Source organism: Aquamicrobium terrae (genome assembly GCF_052978165.1).
Genome location: NZ_JBRKLZ010000001.1, coordinates 1,420,568 through 1,436,442, shown reverse-complemented (window position 1 = coordinate 1,436,442; position 15,875 = coordinate 1,420,568). Strand labels below are relative to the sequence as shown.

The 15,875-nt window shown below is 63.8% G+C and carries 21 protein-coding genes and 1 tRNA gene; 12 read left to right on the top strand and 10 right to left on the bottom strand.

Annotation, left to right across the window (positions count from 1 at the left end):
* The first annotated feature begins 2 nt into the window (after positions 1–2).
* Together ACVCNR_RS07280 and ACVCNR_RS07275 are read left to right on the top strand one after the other, a co-directional pair.
* Complete coding sequence (locus ACVCNR_RS07280; RefSeq protein WP_447074208.1) at positions 3–464, top strand: hypothetical protein; 462 nt, start codon at positions 3–5, stop codon at positions 462–464.
* A gap of 81 nt (positions 465–545) precedes the next feature.
* Entirely contained in the window at positions 546–725 is a 180-nt protein-coding gene (locus ACVCNR_RS07275) for a hypothetical protein (protein WP_354197235.1), read from the top strand.
* 31 nt (positions 726–756) lie between these two features.
* Here the strand turns inward: ACVCNR_RS07275 and ACVCNR_RS07270 are convergent, their stop codons facing one another.
* On the bottom strand, positions 757–1,659 hold the full coding sequence (locus ACVCNR_RS07270) for a diacylglycerol/lipid kinase family protein (RefSeq protein WP_354197237.1): 903 nt from the start codon (positions 1,657–1,659) through the stop codon (positions 757–759).
* A gap of 239 nt (positions 1,660–1,898) precedes the next feature.
* Between ACVCNR_RS07270 and ACVCNR_RS07265 the strand changes: the two genes are divergently transcribed.
* The 5 genes from ACVCNR_RS07265 (at position 1,899) to ACVCNR_RS07245 (ending at position 5,982) form a co-directional block, all read left to right on the top strand.
* On the top strand, positions 1,899–3,308 hold the full coding sequence (locus ACVCNR_RS07265; RefSeq protein ID WP_354197239.1) for a PRC-barrel domain-containing protein: 1,410 nt from the start codon (positions 1,899–1,901) through the stop codon (positions 3,306–3,308).
* A 171-nt stretch (positions 3,309–3,479) separates the two neighbouring features.
* Positions 3,480–3,785, top strand: a complete 306-nt coding sequence (locus ACVCNR_RS07260) for a GNAT family N-acetyltransferase (RefSeq protein WP_354197241.1) — start codon at positions 3,480–3,482, stop codon at positions 3,783–3,785.
* Positions 3,782–4,081, top strand: coding sequence for a GNAT family N-acetyltransferase (locus tag ACVCNR_RS07255; RefSeq protein WP_354197243.1), 300 nt, complete (start codon positions 3,782–3,784; stop codon positions 4,079–4,081). The genes ACVCNR_RS07260 and ACVCNR_RS07255 overlap by 4 nt, the downstream gene beginning before the upstream one ends.
* A gap of 237 nt (positions 4,082–4,318) precedes the next feature.
* Positions 4,319–5,602, top strand: coding sequence for a GNAT family N-acetyltransferase (locus tag ACVCNR_RS07250; RefSeq protein WP_354197245.1), 1,284 nt, complete (start codon positions 4,319–4,321; stop codon positions 5,600–5,602).
* Between the two features lie 295 nt (positions 5,603–5,897).
* Positions 5,898–5,982, top strand: a tRNA-Leu gene (locus ACVCNR_RS07245).
* 85 nt (positions 5,983–6,067) lie between these two features.
* Here ACVCNR_RS07245 and ACVCNR_RS07240 read toward each other — a convergent pair.
* Positions 6,068–6,961 carry a LysR family transcriptional regulator gene (locus ACVCNR_RS07240; RefSeq protein WP_108606857.1) on the bottom strand — a complete coding sequence of 298 codons (894 nt, stop codon included), beginning with the start codon at positions 6,959–6,961 and terminating at the stop codon, positions 6,068–6,070.
* 228 nt (positions 6,962–7,189) lie between these two features.
* Here ACVCNR_RS07240 and ACVCNR_RS07235 point away from each other — a divergent pair, with 228 nt between their 5' ends.
* The 5 genes from ACVCNR_RS07235 (at position 7,190) to ACVCNR_RS07215 (ending at position 10,571) form a co-directional block, all read left to right on the top strand.
* A complete protein-coding gene (locus ACVCNR_RS07235; protein ID WP_052819068.1) occupies positions 7,190–7,924 on the top strand; it encodes an SDR family NAD(P)-dependent oxidoreductase in 735 nt (244 codons plus the stop codon).
* Between the two features lie 13 nt (positions 7,925–7,937).
* Positions 7,938–8,705: an SDR family NAD(P)-dependent oxidoreductase gene (locus ACVCNR_RS07230; protein ID WP_052818859.1), complete on the top strand. Its 768-nt coding sequence runs from the start codon at positions 7,938–7,940 to the stop codon at positions 8,703–8,705.
* Between the two features lie 27 nt (positions 8,706–8,732).
* Positions 8,733–9,332, top strand: a complete 600-nt coding sequence (locus ACVCNR_RS07225; RefSeq protein ID WP_447074207.1) for an NADPH-dependent F420 reductase — start codon at positions 8,733–8,735, stop codon at positions 9,330–9,332.
* An 84-nt stretch (positions 9,333–9,416) separates the two neighbouring features.
* Positions 9,417–9,830, top strand: a complete 414-nt coding sequence (locus tag ACVCNR_RS07220) for a nuclear transport factor 2 family protein (protein WP_052818858.1) — start codon at positions 9,417–9,419, stop codon at positions 9,828–9,830.
* 108 nt (positions 9,831–9,938) lie between these two features.
* Positions 9,939–10,571 (top strand): class I SAM-dependent methyltransferase, encoded by a 633-nt coding sequence (locus tag ACVCNR_RS07215; RefSeq protein WP_052818857.1) that lies wholly within the window; start codon positions 9,939–9,941, stop codon positions 10,569–10,571.
* Here the strand turns inward: ACVCNR_RS07215 and ACVCNR_RS07210 are convergent.
* The 8 genes from ACVCNR_RS07210 to ACVCNR_RS07175 all read right to left on the bottom strand — a co-directional run bounded on the left by ACVCNR_RS07210 (position 10,525) and on the right by ACVCNR_RS07175 (position 15,632).
* The gene (locus ACVCNR_RS07210) at positions 10,525–11,103 is read right to left on the bottom strand and encodes a peptide-methionine (S)-S-oxide reductase (RefSeq protein WP_218142126.1); all 579 of its coding nucleotides are present in this window, start codon (positions 11,101–11,103) and stop codon (positions 10,525–10,527) included. The two genes, ACVCNR_RS07215 and ACVCNR_RS07210, sit on opposite strands and share 47 nt — an antisense overlap.
* 54 nt (positions 11,104–11,157) lie before the next feature.
* Positions 11,158–11,652, bottom strand: a complete 495-nt coding sequence (locus ACVCNR_RS07205; RefSeq protein WP_447074206.1) for a Dps family protein — start codon at positions 11,650–11,652, stop codon at positions 11,158–11,160.
* Between the two features lie 198 nt (positions 11,653–11,850).
* Complete coding sequence (locus ACVCNR_RS07200; protein WP_447074205.1) at positions 11,851–12,117, bottom strand: hypothetical protein; 267 nt, start codon at positions 12,115–12,117, stop codon at positions 11,851–11,853.
* A 166-nt stretch (positions 12,118–12,283) separates the two neighbouring features.
* On the bottom strand, positions 12,284–12,565 hold the full coding sequence (locus ACVCNR_RS07195; RefSeq protein WP_052818854.1) for a DUF427 domain-containing protein: 282 nt from the start codon (positions 12,563–12,565) through the stop codon (positions 12,284–12,286).
* A 66-nt stretch (positions 12,566–12,631) separates the two neighbouring features.
* Positions 12,632–12,904 carry a glutaredoxin 3 gene (gene grxC / locus ACVCNR_RS07190; protein ID WP_052818853.1) on the bottom strand — a complete coding sequence of 91 codons (273 nt, stop codon included), beginning with the start codon at positions 12,902–12,904 and terminating at the stop codon, positions 12,632–12,634.
* Positions 12,905–12,956: 52 nt separating this feature from the next.
* On the bottom strand, positions 12,957–14,222 hold the full coding sequence (locus ACVCNR_RS07185; protein ID WP_052818852.1) for a thiolase family protein: 1,266 nt from the start codon (positions 14,220–14,222) through the stop codon (positions 12,957–12,959).
* A 68-nt stretch (positions 14,223–14,290) separates the two neighbouring features.
* Positions 14,291–15,034, bottom strand: coding sequence for a ferredoxin reductase (locus ACVCNR_RS07180; RefSeq protein ID WP_052818851.1), 744 nt, complete (start codon positions 15,032–15,034; stop codon positions 14,291–14,293).
* Positions 15,027–15,632, bottom strand: coding sequence for a sulfite oxidase-like oxidoreductase (locus ACVCNR_RS07175; RefSeq protein ID WP_052818850.1), 606 nt, complete (start codon positions 15,630–15,632; stop codon positions 15,027–15,029). The genes ACVCNR_RS07180 and ACVCNR_RS07175 overlap by 8 nt, the downstream gene beginning before the upstream one ends.
* Positions 15,633–15,875: the final 243 nt, after the last annotated feature.

Below are 15,875 nucleotides of genomic sequence, written 5' to 3'. Positions count from 1 at the left end.
TCATGGGGGCGTTGCTATCGTTGATCGCCGGTTTCGCCTCGGGCGAGACCGCTGCGGCGTTGCGGCGTGCCAGGCTTGCAGCCATCGCCTATGGGCTGGCGGGTGTTGCGGCCCTGTGCGGCATCGGCTTCCTCATCGGCGCCCTGCATATCTGGGCTTCGGCGCGTTATGGCGTGCTGGAGGCGACACTGGGCTTCGGCATCGGCTTTCTGGTCATTGCGGGGCTGATCCTGCTGATCTTTCGTCTCGGCGCGGGCTCGCGGGCCCGCCGCCGCAGACGCAGGCGCACCGCCGACATGACCGCGCTCGGCGCCACGGCGGCGCTGGCCGCGCTGCCGGCCCTGTTGCGCAGCCGCGCCGGGCCGGGGCTCGTGCTGGGGCCTGCCTTCGCCCTGCTGGCCTATGCCATCTATCGCGAGAACGCCAGGCCCCGGCGGCCACCCATGGACACCGAGGAGGATTGAGCCGGGAGCGCAGGAACCTTCGCTTCCGGATGCCGTTGACCTTGCGATAGCCGGTTACGGCCGGGACTCAAGGAGACGATGATGGCCAGGATATTTCCCGAGCAGAAAGCCAAACAGGGTCGCAGCGGCTGGCGTGTGCTGGTCATCCTGATCTGCGGCGTCGTGCTTGCGCTGGTGGCATGGGGCGTGGCCGAACTGGTGGTGCCGGGAGACGAGGCGCCAACTCCCACCCAGACCGAGACGGCTCCCGCCGCTCAGTGATTGGAGAGGCCGGACACCTGCTCTCGCCGCATCAGGCCTCGGCAGGAACGAGGACGTTCAGCGCCTTGGGGTGGATTTTCAGTTCGGTTTCCTTGTCGAGGTCGACAAGCTCGCCATCCATCGCTGCATAGGGCTTCTTGCGTGAGTGGCGGATTTTCAGGACGACATGGTCTGTCTGGTGGATTTCCACATGCTCGTTGTCGCGCCATTTGCCGCGCGCCACGTTGAAGGCGAATTTCAGCACTTCGCCGCGCTCGCGGGCGACCGTCACATATACGCCCAGCGTGCCGCCGGCGGGGTCGTCCGCATAGGGCAGGTGGCCTTCGCCGAACAGGTTGTTGGTGATGCCGATGGCGCTTGCATGCGCTTCCAGTTCCGCCTCGCCGATGAGCAGCGTGACGTCCATTGCCGGGGGATCGACCAGCGTGGTCCAGGCCGCCTTGAACGAGGCGCCGATCTTTCCCAGCCGCGAACCGAAGTCCATCTTGTCGCGCAGGTGGATCATGCGCGCATGCATGCCGATAGAGAACTGATGCACGAAGGGCTTGCCGTTGGCGGTGGCCATGTCCACCGGCCTGATCCTGCCCGTGGCGAAGGCCGCGACCGCGCCGTCCAGCGTCTGCGGGATGCCCAGGCCGCGCGCGAACAGGTTCATGGTGCCGGCCGGCAGCACCGCCAGCGCCTTCTTCTTGCCCATCAGACGCGCGGCGGCGGCCGAGATGGTGCCGTCGCCCCCGCCGGCAAGGACCACGTCGACGTTGCGCTTCCTTACAGCCTTGTCGAGGGCGCCGGGCATATCGGAACCGGACGCGATATCGATTGCGATGCTGTGACCGGCCGCCTTCAGCGTCCCGGTCATGCGCTCGCAGAAACCGTCGAGATCGGTCGTACGCAGGGTTCCGCCGTCCTTGTTGAGCACTGCGGCAAATCGCATGGTCGAAACCTCTGGCAACTGAACAAGCCTGCCCGCCGGAAAGACAAGTGCCCGCCAGAACGGCGCGTTGCGTGTTTGGTTCCCTCAATGTGCTTGAATTTCACAAGAAAAAGAGCGGCCCATCCCCGGAACAAGAGCGGTGACTACACGTTTCTACTCAGCAGGCACGCTGCGGGTCTCCGAGATTACCGCGGCGGTGCGAAGGTCGATTGACCAGAACACACACGAGGAGAGATGACATGATCCGCAAGCTTCTTGCAACGACAGCGCTGGCGTCGCTGATTGCCACCGGTGCGTTGGCGCAGGAGACGACCGCGCCGGCGGACACAGCGCCCACGACGACCGAGCAGCCGGCCGCGCCAGTGGTGCAGGCCGACGGCCACCTGGTTTCCAATATCATCGGCGAGACCGTTTATAACGGCACCGCAGACGATGCCCAGAACATCGGCAAGGTCAGCGACCTCGTGTTCGACAAGGATGGCAATGCCGTCTCGGCGATCATCGGGGTCGGCGGCTTCCTGGGCATCGGGGCCAAGGATGTGGCTTTCGACTACGACAAGCTGCAATGGGCTGAAAAGAATGGCGACCGCTGGCTGATCGCGGCTGTGACCAAGGAGGAGCTGGAAACCCAGCCGGCTTTCGACTCCACGCCCTACAAGCCGGTGACGCCGGCGGCTGAAGCGCCTGGCGTGGCTCCCACGGACGGCACCGCTTCGCCCGACGGCACGGCTGAGGCGCCGGCCACCGACATGCAGACGGCACCGGCGGAACCCGCCCCCGCCGTCGAGCCCGTCGAGGGCAATCTCGCTTCGCTGATCATCGGCGAGAGCGTCTACAACGGTACCGGCGACGATGCGCAGGATATCGGCAAGGTGAACGATGTGGTGCTGTCGAAGGCCGGCCAGGCCGAGTCGCTGGTCATCGGTGTCGGCGGCTTCCTCGGCATCGGCCAGAAGAACGTCGCCTTCGATTTCAACAAGGCGGAGTGGGCCGAGCGTGACGGCGATCGCTGGCTGGTCGTCGAAGCCACCAAGGAATCGCTCGAGGCCCTGCCCGACTTCGACCGTCGCGGCTATGATCCGGCCCCGGCCGCATCCGCCGAGGCTACCGACACTCCTCCGGCCGTGACCCCGACGACCGATGCCCCGGCGACGACCGAGGCGCCGGCGACAACCGATGCCCCGGCGACAGATACGGCCGCCAACCCCGAGGCGCAGCCGGATGCAACCACGCCGGTCGCACCGGCCGCTCCGCAGACGACCGAGGCGCCGACAACTCCGGATGCTGACTCGACCGGGGCGATCGACAAATCGACCCTGACCGAAGTCCAGATGACCGACATGACGGCCAACGACCTCAACGGCACCACCGTGTATGGCGCCGATGACGCCCAGGTGGGTGAGATCGGCGACGTGGTGCTGACGCCCGACGGTCAGGTCGACGCCGTGATCGTCGACGTCGGCGGCTTCCTCGGCGTCGGCTCCAAGCCGGTGGCGGTCGGTATGGATACGTTCAAGGTGATGGCCGACAAGGACGGCAAGAAGTATCTGTACACCGAGTTCACCAAGGAACAGTTCGAGGCGCATCCGGCCTATGATAAGGACACCTACGCCGCCAACCGCGACCAGCAGCGGATGATGGTTCAGTAACCGGTGTTCCATACCTGACGAGAGACTGGACCCGCGCCGCCATGGCGCGGGTCTTGTCGTCGGAAGCGCTCTGGACATGATGGGTCTGCCCGTCCAACTTGACCGCGCGGCTGGAAGCGTATTCCCGTAGAGCCGTTTCCTGTCCGTCCCGGCACTGCAAGGAGCATTTGCATGAACGACCAGCTACCCCAAATCGAGCTAGAAGAGAACGGCCCGAAAGGCCGCTATGTGCTGCACGGACTGGACGGTGCCGAAGCCGAGATGACCTTCACCAGAGTGGGCAAGCAACTTATCATCGACCATACCGGCGTGCCGGATGCCTTTCGCGGCCAGGGTGTGGGCGCGCGGCTGGTCGCGCGCGCGGTGGAGGATGCGCGCGCCGCCGGCCAGAAGATCATCCCCCTGTGCCCGTTCGCGGCGGCCCAGTTCCAGCGTCATCCCGAATGGGCGGACGTGCTGAAGCAGCAAAGGCAATGACGATCATGGAAACCGAAATCCGCAAGGCCGAAGACGGCGGCAAGGGCCGCTATGTCCTGCCCATGCCGGGCGGCGAGGAGGCCTATCTCACCTATGTGCGCAGCAGCCCCGACCACATATTGATCGACTACAGCTTCGTGCCGCCCTCCGCGCGCGGCAAGGGCGTCGGGGCGCGGCTCGTCGCCCATGCCGTCGAGGACGCAAGGGCGAACGGCATGCGCATCACGCCCGTCTGCGGTTATGTGGCCGCCGAATTCCGCCGCCATCGCGAATGGGCCGATGTTCTGGCCGCATAGCGAGGCCGTCGCCCGTTTCTGTTGCAGGCGCCGCACCGTTTCTTAAGGTGTTGGACCCTAGACAGGTTCAGGATCGACTGGTCCTAGCGCGTGCAACTGGGAGATCGAGAGGGTGCGCTGTCCCATGGCCATGGCAGCCGACCGCGTCCCCGGACGAGAGCCGGGGCGGCCGGCGTCGTGCGTCTCCCGCAGTGACCGCGCGGCGGAAGCCGGCCACGTCCGGGCAAGGGGTGCCTAGTGGCCGCCGCTCCCCTGATCGAGGAAACCAGCGGCGGGCCTGCCGGTACGCTGGTTTCGGAACTGGCCGGGCTGGCGCGCGAAGGGGTGGACCCCGCCCAGCTCGAACTCCTGACCAGCCGCCGCCCGCAGCGAACGCTGGCTATCTATCCGGCGACGGCCGGCTTCGAGCTTGTCGAGGAATTGGACCATCTCGGCGCGCGCACCATCGAGCCCAACATCTTCTTCAACCCGCGTTTCTTGGCGCCGGCCATGCCGCGCCTGGAAGACCGCGAGGTGAGGCTGGCGGTGATCCGCGACGGCGACGAGTTCCGCTCGCGGCTGCGGCTGCTGGTCCCGTTTTCCATCGAGCGACCCAACGTGCCGCTGGGGGGGCCGGTCATGCGGGCCTGGTCGAACCCGTTCGGGCCGGTCGGCACGCCGCTGGTCGACCATGACGATCCGCTGGGGGTGCTGGAAGACCTGTTCGCCATGCTGGCGCGCCCGCATCTGCGCCTGCCCAGGGTCATGGTGCTGCCCGACATGCGCCTCGGCGGGCCGATGGCGCGGGCACTGCGGTCCGCGGCGGAGGCGCTCCAGCTTACCCTGATCGTGACCGGCGAGGCCGGGCGCCCGGTGCTGCAAAGCGATCTCGACGGCGAGGCCTATCTCAAGGCGTCGCTGCGGGCGCATCATTTGCGGGAGTTCCGGCGCTTGCGGCGCCGGCTGGAGGAGACGGGCAAGGTCATCCATCAGGTCGCGCGCGCGCCCGATGAGGTGCGCCCGGCCATGGAGAGCTTCCTGGCCCTGGAGTCGGCAGGCTGGAAAGGCCGCAAGGGCACGGCGATGACGGTCGACCGCTATCAGGCGGCCTTTGCCCGCGAGGCCGTGCACAGGCTTGCCGAACGCGACATGTGCCGCATCCATTCGCTGATGCTCGACGGGCGGGTCATCGCCAGCCTCGTCGTGTTCGTCGAGCAGGGCGTCGCCTATACGTGGAAGACGGCCTATGACGAGAGCCTTGCCACCTTCTCGCCCGGCACCCTGCTGATGCTCGACGTTACCCGCCAGCATCTGGAAGACCCCAATATCGACTTCACCGATTCTTGCGCGGTGCCCGACCACCCGGTGATGAGCCGGCTGTGGGCCGAGCGGCGGCAGATGGGAACCTTCATCATCGGGCTGACGCCGGCGGCCGACAGGGCCGCACGTCAGGCGGCCTCGCAGATGCATCTCTATAGCGAGGCGCGCAAGGCGGTGCGCGGCCTGCGCAACCGGGCCCGCAGCCTTATCCGCAAGGGATGATCCGCCGGGAAGCGGCGGGCGCAGGCCGCAAGATTTTCCGGTTGTCGGCCCCGGAACCTATTGAGCATGTCCCTCGCCTTGTGTATGGGGCAGTCGGATGCCCCATTGGCGGAATTGGTAGACGCGGCGCACTCAAAAAGTGGTTTGTCTACCAATCCACAGAAAAACACGATGAATTGAAAACGTCGTGTTTTCAGGGGTTTGAGAAGGAAGGAAAAGTGGCTGGCGATATTCGGTTTTCGCTCTAGGTGCAGTATAGGTGCAGAGAGCGTCGGCTAGAATCGGCGGCAAATGTGCGGGTGTGGTGGAACTGGTAGACGCGCCGGATTCAAAATCCGGTTCCGAAAGGAGTGTCGGTTCGATTCCGACCACCCGCACCATTCTTAAATCAGGTCAAACTCAGCAGGCTATCGCGGCGGACCGGCGGCGGTGGGTCGTTCGCGTTCGACGGAGACCTGCCGGGTATCAATCGTGCGATATGAGCCCCGCGAGAAGCGGCGCGTAGGCGGCGAGCCTGCGGGATACGAACTCAGTGAAGAGCCGCACGCGCTTCGTCTTGCGCGTCTCCCCCTGTGTGAGAAGCCAGAGCGTCCCGTGCATGGGCAGGTCGGTGCCCGGCACTCTCACCAATAGAGCGTCGGCATCGCCGACGAAGCACGGCAGTTTCGTCATCCCGATCCCTTGCTGCGCGGCTACGATCTGCGTCTCGGCGTCCGGCGTCCTGAACGGAACTCCCGTGGTGTGAACCTCTCCCTCGCGCGCCCAGACCGGGAGTCCATGATTGTCTATGACGATCCACCGCATGGGATCCGGCGCGCCCGCACGCCACGCGGCTAGTCGATCGCGAGACATGTAGACGCCGCTGAACAGCTCCGGTCCCTTCAGGCCGTGAAGATTGAGCGGCAGGGTCTTGCGGTCGGCGACAATCCGGATCGCGACGTCGGCCTCTCGGTTGGTCAGGTTTGCAAGCTCGCCGGACGACGAGATTTCCATCTCGATGTCAGGATGCATACGCGCGAAGTCGGCGAGATCCGGCATGAGCAGGTGTGTGGCGAGGAACGGCGGCAGCGCCACCCGCAAAAGCCCGCGCGCGCTCTGGTCACGACCGAAGACGCGCGTCTCCAGCCGGTTCGACGACGCTTCCATCTGCTCCGCGAGTTCGAGGACCTCCTCGCCCGCTTCCGTCAGCCGGTAGCCCGAAGGCAGCTTTTCGAACATCTGCGCCCCCAGGCGTCCCTCAAGCTGGGCGATGCGTCGCAACACCGTCGCGTGGTTCACCCCCAGGTGCTTGGCGGCGGCGCGCACTGAGCCTCCGCGCGCGGCGGCAAGAAAGTAGCGAACGTCATCCCAGTCGATCATGGTGCATTTCCGCGCCGCGTGGCGCGGCTTCCGAAGTTCATTCTAACACAGTAAGCTAGAGGGCGCGCGATCGTCGTGGCGCTTTATGGGCTAGCCGGATCGTTTTCGCACCACCGATGTGCGCGATTCCGCACTCACCGCCTACCTCCGGCGAACCCATGTTGTGGGTCTGGGGGAACCTCCCCGCACAGCCATAGACCCGACACGGCGAAACGAAGGATGCATGACATGAACAGACTGAATGGAAAGACCGCCGTGATCACCGGCGGCGCTACTGGCATCGGCCGCGCCGCAGCGAAGCGCTTCATCGAGGAAGGCGCCTTCGTCTTCCTATTCGGCCGCCGGCAGGAAGCGCTCGACGCCGCTGTAGCCGAGCTTGGGCCCAATGCCCGCGCGGTGGCGGGCTCGGTCTCCGATGAGGCCGACCTCGACCGGCTCTACGCGGCGGTCAAGGCCGAGCGCGGAATCCTCGACATCGTCTTCGCCAATGCCGGGGTGGGCAGCCAGCTTAAGCTCGGCGCGATTACCGCCAAGCACATTGACGAAACCTTCGACGTCAATGTGAAGGGTACGATCTTCACGGTCCAGAAGGCGTTGCCGCTGATGGGCGAAGGCGGCTCGATCATCCTGACCGGATCGAGCGCCGGCACCACGGGCGCCCCGGCGTTCACCGCCTACAGCGCAAGCAAGGCGGCCGTGCGCAACCTGGCCCGGACCTGGGCAGAGGATCTCAAGGGCACCGGCATCCGGGTAAACGTCCTGTCGCCCGGGGCCATTGCGACCGAACTCGCGACCGAGGCGCTCGGTAAGGACGGCCTGAAGGCCTACGGCTCAATGACTGCGTTTCAGCGCATGGGCGCTCCGGCAGAACTAGGGGCGGCGGCAGCCTTCCTCGCATCGTCGGACAGCAGCTTCATGACCGCCAGCGAGGTCGCCGTCGACGGCGGCCTGGCCCAACTCTGAGGAGGAAAATAAAATGACACAATCACTAAAGGGCAAAACAGCTCTCGTTACCGGGGCATCACGGGGCATTGGCCGCGCCATCGCCGAACGTCTTGCAAAGGACGGTGCGACGGTCGCGCTGAACTACAACGCCAGCAAATCCGGCGCAGACGAGGCGGTCGTGGCCATCCAGAAAGCTGGAGGGACTGCGTTCGCGATCCAGGCGGACCTCGTTGACCCGGCGACCGTCCCGGCCTTGTTCGAGAGACTCGACGACGAGTTCACCAAGCGGAACGGAAGCAAGGCCCTCGACATTCTGGTCAACAACGCTGGCAATGCCGGCTGGGTCGGCTTCAACGACGCGACGCCGGACAGTTGGGACACTCTGATTGCGGTCTACGCCCGGGCGCCCTTCTTCATCGTTCAGGCCGCCCTGAGTCGTCTCGCCGATGGCGGACGCATCATCAACATCTCTTCCGCCGCCGCCACGAAGCCGGTGACAGCCGCGCCGATCTACTCGATGGCCAAAGCGGCCATCAACAATCTGACCCATGCGCTCGCGTCCGAGCTGGGACCGCGCGGAATAACCGCGAACGCCGTCGCGCCGGGATTCACGCGGACAGACGCGAATGCTGCCTTCCGAGAAAATCCCGAACTCGTAAAGGCAATCGAGGCCCAAATCGCGCTGGGACGCTTCGGCGAGCCTTCGGAAATCGCCGCCGTCGTGGCGTTCCTGGCGTCCGATGACGGCCATTGGGTAACCGGCCAGACGATCGAGGCGAGCGGCGGCTACAGGCTCTGACAGCACCGAAAATCAAAGGAGAATGATATGAACTACGCAATCATCGGCTTCGGCGAGATCGGCCAAACCCTCGCCAAGGCGTTTGCTCGCAAGGGCATCGCCGTATCCGTGACCACCACGCGCGACCCGCAAAGCTTCGCGTCGGCAGCGACGGCGATCGGACCCGGGATCACCCCCACGACGCTCGCGGAGGCGGTCAAGGCGGACGTCATCTTCTTGGCCGTTCGTTTCCAATCGCACCCGGATGTCGCGAAAGCGCTCCCCTCCTGGCAGGGGAAGATCATCGTCGACGTGACCAATGCCTACGGCGTGCCTGATGAGGAACTGGGCGGACAGCCGTCCGCAAGGGTCGTCGCGCGGGCCTTCACTGGAGCAAAAGTGGTCAAGGGCTTCAACCATCTGGTTGCGGCCGTCCTCGACCAGTCCCCGGCCGTACATGGTGGCAGAAGAGTCGTATTCCTGGCGAGCGACGACGACAATGCTGCATCGCAAATCGGTACGCTCGCGGAAAATCTCGGCTTCGCACCGATCAAGCTTGGCGGGCTTTCGGAAGGCGGGCTGCTCGTCCAGGCGCACGGAAATAGCTGGGGTCATCTGATCTTCAAGGACCTGGTCAAGTTCGGCTGACGAACAGGACGTACCCACCGGCAGGGGCACGATGCACGGATCGGATCGAGCGCGATGCGGTCCGTGCGAAATGGAGAAATTCCCATGAGCATTGAGAAGAACGTTCAGACCGTGAAGGACTTCTTCGCCGCGATCGGCCGCGGCGACAGGAAGGCACTGCTGGCACTAGTCGCCGAAGACATCGAGTGGATCATCCCGGGCGAAGACTGGCCGCTGGCCGGCATACACCGCGGACATGCGGGGCTGGCGGATTTGCTTGAGACCTCATCCAAGTCGATAGAAACGTCCACAGAACCGCGAGAGTTCGTGGCGCAGGGAGATCGAGTCCTGGTCGTCGGTTTCGCCAGGGGGAAGATCAAGGCCACGAACAGAACGTTCGAGGATGACTGGATCTTCGCCATCACGGTCCGAAACGGCAGGCTGACCAGCATCCGGGAATATGTCGATACGCAGGCACTGGCTCGGGCCGCGCAGGTGGACGCGTCCGGGCCGGCATAGCGCTGACCATCTGCGGCCATCGCATCGGAGCATACGGTGGATCAGCCTTGCATCGCCTCTCGCACCCCGCGCGCCCTCGTCGACTGCTCAAACGTAAAGGAGAGCCCGATGTACGACCAATCCAAGCTATCCGAATTAATCCGGTTCGCACGCGTCGATGCGGGCTGCACCGTCATCGACGTTTACCCAGGCGACGGCGACTGGACCCGCCTCTTCTCCGACGTCGTGGGACCCGAAGGACGGGTCTACAGCTTCGTGCCGGCCGAAGTCGCCCACTTCAAGAACGATCCGGTCGGCAGCATGCGGACGCTTGCGAAGGAGCCGGGCCGAGAGAACGTCGAGGCCGTCTCGGCGGACCTCGTGGCGATGCCGAAGGCCACGCAGCCCGCGGATGTCCTGTGGCTGCACCTGTTTTACCACGATCTCCACACCGCGCTGATCCAGGACAAGGGCGCGACGGCGGCCAACTTCAATCGAGCCGTCTACGAGCGGCTTAAGCCGGGTGGGTCCTACGTCATCGTCGACCACGCCGCCGCCGCTGGGTCGGGCACGAGCGACGCCCAGTCGCTGCATCGGATCGATCCCGCGTCCGTCCGCGAGGAGGTCGAGGCGGCCGGCTTCGTGCTGGACGCGGTAAGCACCATACTCGCGAACGAGGACGATCCGCACTCGATCAAGGTGTTCGATCCCTCGATCAAGGGCAAAACCGATCGCTTCGCCTATCGGTTCGTGAAGCCCTGACAGGCCCCGGCTCCGACTTCATGTCGATCTCCCCGACAGTCGGCTTCGCTTCAGGGAGCGCCAGTTCCGAAAAGTGCCGTCGGATATGATCCAGCTTGGGATCGATGTAGCGGCGGCAGAAGGGCCTGCTCGGGTCGGTTCGATAGTAGTTCTGGTAACGCTCGTCCGACGCCCTGAAACCTTTAAACGGGAGGACCAGGGTGTGCACCGGCTTGCCCGACGCGTCGGTGAAGCGGTCGATCGCCAGTTCGGCCTCCGGCCGCTGGCTCTCTTCAAAGATGTAGATCGCGCTGCGGTACTTGCTGCGAGGTGAGCGGGCCCTGGCAGCGGAATGCGTTCTGAGATGCACCTCGGACAGCGTCGCCAACGGAACAACCGATGGATCGAAGGTGACGATCACCCCTTCTGACCAGGTATCTGCCGGCGCGTCCGACTGGACAAAGCCCTGGTCGACCTGGGCGACGCCGCGCAACGCCTGGAACACTCCTTCTGTGCACCAATGGCATCCCCCTCCAAAGCCGGCCTTCGCCATCATCACCTCCCACGCCCAGACGTCATTCCTGACGTAGGTTTGCCCTGCGCAGTGCTAGCGGCTGATTTCGAAGAGGAACCACGCACGGCGCTCAGCCTCGTCCGTCCAGGCGTCGATCAGGCCGGAGGTCGCATTATCTTTCGCCTTGTCCGCGACGTCTTTTGCGCGACGAAACGACTCGACCATGTGGAGATTGTCCGCCCGGAGTTCGGCCAGCATGTCCTGCGGCGTCACGAACTCCACATCGTTGTCCTTGATGGTCTGGTGGCGCGCGATATCGCCGATCGATCGAATGGTGGTGTTGCCCGTCTTTCGCGCGCGCTCGGCGATCGCATCGGTGGCGGCGAGGATCTCTGCGGCCTGCTCATCAAGAAGCAGGTGATAGTCCCTGAAGTAGGGTCCGGAGACGTGCCAATGGAAATTTTTTGTCTTCAGGTAAATCGCGTAGCTGTTCGCCAGAATGATCTTCAGAGCGTCGGCGACAGTCATTGTCGCGCATTCGTCGAGATCAGAAGGTGTCGGAAGGGCGAAGGCACTGTTGTTCGTCATCGCTTAGACTTTCTTAATCTTGATTACACGGGAGCCGGCACCGATTCCCCCACGGATGGCGATTTATGGAAGATGAATTCATCGCCAGACGAAGTCCAATGATCAGCGGCTATAGTTTCGATGCCTTTGAGCGACATGCGCAATCGTAGGGGGCGGACGTCGCAGGCGGACCGGTCGACCGGGACCTCTACCAGTCCGTCAGGGGTCCGGTCGGAAATCCAGCACGAACGCGACGACCTTTTCGGCGGACATCTCGCACGGCTTCAGCAAGGTTCGATTTGATGCAATGCGATAGAGGTTGAAGCTGACAATGTCGGTTCCGGCCAACTCCCTGGCGAACAGGCTGTTGCGGCGTCCATCTTCGGATCGCCGGACAGTCATGCCGAAACGCCGGCCTTCGTAGGCGCCGTCGCTGTATCCCTCCGCAAGCTTGGCGAAAGCGGCATCGAACCCGGCATGCTCCATCTCAATCCACCCGTCTTGATCCGGCAGAGACGCAAGGATTCGACGCTGTTGGCGCCGAACGGCCCGGGGCAGTGTCCTTCAGCCGAGCCGTTTCGGGATGGGCGGAAGATTTTAGATGCCGGCGCTTGCACAGGGCCATCAGCGAAGCCGCCGCCTGACCGGTCTGCTATGCAACGTCCACGCCCTTCCAGAAAGCGACGTGATCCCGAATGCCCTCGGCTTCCGGCGTCGGATCGGGATAGGTCCAGGCCGCGTTCGCGTTGAGCGCATCGCCCACACGAACATGGAAGTAGCGCGCGGTGCCCTTGATCGGACAGACGGACGTGTGCGGGCTCATCTCAAGCAGGCCAAAATCGACCGCCGACGGTGGGAAGTAGTGGTTTCCCTCGACGACGACCGTCTCGTTGCTTGTGGCGATGGTGGCGTCATTCCAGATAGCTGAGACCAACGGACTCTCCTTTCCCGTTCAAAAACCGGCGCGGGGTCATGGGGTATCTGCCCGGGCCGCGCCCCCTCAGTTGGCGCGCGGCGTGCGCCCGAGGAGTTTGTCGAGTTCGCCTCTGACATCGAGCTCGAAAAGCTCGTCGGAGCCACCGACATGCGTGCCGTTGATGAAGATCTGCGGCACGGTGTTTCGACCCGACGCTTCCGTCATGGCCTGCCGGTGAACCGGATCCGCCTCGATATCGAGTTCCTTCCATTGCACGCCCTTCTCCTTGAGGAGCGTCTTCGCCCGGCGGCAGAACGGGCACCAATTCGTGCTGTACAGCAGCACATCAGTTGTCATATCGCGTCTCCGACAGTTGGAAGCGGATCGCTGTCATGGCGTTGATCTACCGTCAGCCGCGTTCGAGGAGGGCGACTGTGCCTTGACCGCCGTCGGCGCAGATGCTGACGATTGCGCGCGATCCGGGCGGCATGGCCCAAAGTTCCTTCACCGCCTGGCTGAGGTCGCGCGCGCCTGTAGCGCCGAACGGATGGCCCAGGGCGACCGAGCCTCCATTGGGATTGACGCGGTCCCAGTCGAAATCGCCCATAGCCGCCTGGACACCGGCTGTCGCGCGCACCCACTCCCGATCGGTGATGGCCGCGACGTTCGCCAGGACCTGGGCTGCGAAGGCTTCGTGGATTTCCCAGAGTGCGATGTCGGAGAAGCTGAGTTGATGCCGCGCGAGCAGGCGCGGAATGCCATAGGAGGGCGCCATCAGCAGGCCCTCGGTGTGGAGATCGACGGCAGAGATCTCGTAGTCGACGAGCCGGGCGTAGGGGGTGCCCTCCGGGAGTCTCGCCACACCGGCTTCGGTGGCAATCCAACACCCGGCGGCTCCATCCGTAATCGGTGAGCTGTTGCCAGCGGTCAGGGTTCCCCTCCCGCTGTCGCGATCGAAGGCGGGCTTGAGTGCGGCCAGCCGTTCGGGCGACGTATCGGCGCGCGGGTTCGCATCGCGCGCCAGCTCTGGCAGCGAAATCACGAGATCGTCGAAGAAGCCACGTTCCCAACCAGCGACTGCCCGCTGGTGGCTCTTGAGCGCCCAATCATCCTGCGCCTCGCGCGAGACTCGCCAAGCCTTAGCGGTCTCTTCCATATGATCACCCATCGTCCTGCCGGTGATCCGGTTGGCCCAGCCCTTCGTGGGAAGCACGTAGTCGCGTGGGGTAAGAGACTGGAGGGCGGCAAGCGCGGCCATCGCATCCTGCGCAAAGAGGTCGGTGAGCCGCTTCGATGCCTCGGCCGTCAGGGCGATTGACGGGCGGCTCATGACTTCGGACCCGCCGACCATCGTGAGGTCCGTTCCTCCGCCCAGCATCCCTGCCGCGGCGAAGGTCGCCGTCATGCTGGTAGAGCATGCTAGGACGACGGAAAATGCCGGAACACTCGGAGTTAGCTTGGCGTCAAGCCAGGTTTCGCGAGCAATGTTGCTCCAGCCCAGGTTTGGGATCACGGTTCCCCAGACGAGGAGATCAGGCTCCGCCTGCGCCGCCATCGCCTGCACGACAGGCACGGACAGAGAGATGGCATCGTAGGCAGCCAACGCGCCTCCACCGCGGCCGAAAGGCGTCCGAAGGCCGGCGGCAACGAAGACGGGTTCGGCAAAGCGGCTCATGATGATCTCCAAAATTAATCCGTGGGCTGCACGTCCACGATCGGCGGGACGCGAAGTAGCTTGCGCCGCTAGCCGCCGTAGCGCTCGGTTTTGACAATGGAGGGGTCTAGGCCGGCCAGCAGCGCGCCCTCGGTCGCGATGTTGACGAATCCGTTGGACCCGCAAACAAAGACTTGTGTGGGCTTTCGGGGAAGCCGAGCCAGGATTTCCTGGACCATCGCGCCGTCGATCCGTCGCGCAAAGTCCGATGGGCGGATCGGTTTCTCTCGCGTAATTGCCAGCGCCAGGACGAATGCCGGATCGCTGACTTCGATGGAATGAAGCTCTTTTGAGAAGAGAACGTCCTCAGCGGTTCGTGCGGACAGGAGCAGCGCTGTCGGCACGACCTGGGCCAGCGCGCGGCGCTGCCGGATCATTGCCATCAACGGCACGAGGCCCGAGCCTGCCCCGATCAGCAGCACTGGGTCTATGGCAGGTTCAGGCCATAGGAAATGGCCGCCGAGCGGACCACGAAGCTCGATTTCGTCGCCGATCGCTGCGACATCGTGAAAGAACGGCGAAACTTCGCCATCCGGCAGGCGCTCGATAGCGAGTTCGACGGTCGGAGACGAGATTGCCGAAGACGCGATCGAGTAACTGCGCATCGCACTGTAGCCATCGGGCGCGGTCAGCCGGACATCGACGTGCTGCCCTGCGATGTGCGCGAACGGTTTGCTCAACCGCAGGAAGAAGCTCTTGATACTCGGGGTTTGATGAACGATTTCATCGATTACGCATGGCTGCCACGCGATTTGCGCGCCGTTTTCAGTCATTGGTGTATCGTTGCTCGCGCCACGGATCGCCGTAGATGTGATAGCCGCGCAGCTCCCAAAATCCGGCCTCGTCACGCGTTGTGAATTGCAGCGCGTTCACCCATTTGGCGGACTTCCAGAAGTAAAGGTGCGGAACCAGAAGACGCGCCGGCCCTCCATGATCGCGGGGAAGCGGTTTGCCCGCATAGTTGAGGGCGACCATCGCTTTCCCGGAGAGAAGATCCGCCAGCGGGACGTTTGTCGAGTAATTATCGTAGCAGTGCGCCAAAACGAAATCGGTGGGCCGATCGAGCCCTGCATCTACAAGGATGTCTTCTACGAGTACGCCCTCCCACGCGGTATCCAGCTTGGACCAGGACGTGACGCAGTGAATGTCTCGGGTCATCTTGGTCTTGGGTAGGGCGTTGAACTCGCTCCAGTTCCACACTTTGACGGGCTTCGGACCGATCTTGACGGTGAATTTCCAATCGGAGGGCTCCACGCTCGGCGTTGGCCCGGCCGTCAGAACAGGGAAATTCTCCACGAGATGCTGACCTGGCGGAATCCGATCGGACTGGTCGCCGCCTGAACCGCGGCCGGTGAAACCTCTGGTGACCATAGCGAAACCTCCTTGCTTGTCACGACAGACCAGAACCGGATTCAGCTCGGAACTCTGTAAAAAAGACCTTTGCACGCACAACCGCCGAACGAGCCAATTCACTCAAACTCAGATACCGGATGCTCTATTAGCATAGAAAAGTGTTGGATCATTTTGAGTCGTGGTTATTGCGTGTAGACTATAGCGTCAGGCCGGCATGATTTCCCAATACCCTGTGGCTATAATTTTGATAGCCTTACAGCG